1 protein-coding gene is annotated in these 258 nt (G+C 40.3%); it reads left to right on the top strand.

Annotated elements, in window-relative coordinates:
• Positions 1-258, top strand: a 258-nt coding sequence (locus AOA62_RS29765) for a squalene/phytoene synthase family protein (RefSeq protein WP_158235146.1), incomplete at both ends; no start/stop codon positions are given.

The following is a 258-nucleotide window of genomic DNA, read 5'->3' as shown; positions in this document are numbered from 1 at the left end:
GGCTACAGGAATGGCCGACTGGGTGAGTAAAAATTGGCATATTAAAACAAAAGAAGATTTAAATGATTACACATATTATGTGGCAGGGTTAGTTGGTGTCATGCTCTCTGACATTTGGGAATGGCGTGATGGTACCAAAACAGACCGAGAATTGGCAATTGCCTACGGCCGAGGATTACAAGCAGTAAATATTTTAAGAAACGTTCAAGAAGACAAGGATCGTGGTGTTACATTTATTCCAACTGGTTGGTCTATTGA

Source organism: Pseudomonas sp. 2995-3, assembly GCF_002742565.1.
Lineage (GTDB): Bacteria > Pseudomonadota > Gammaproteobacteria > Pseudomonadales > Pseudomonadaceae > Aquipseudomonas > Aquipseudomonas edaphica.
Note: the sequence above shows the minus strand (reverse complement) of the source record. Positions and strands in the feature narration are given on the sequence as shown.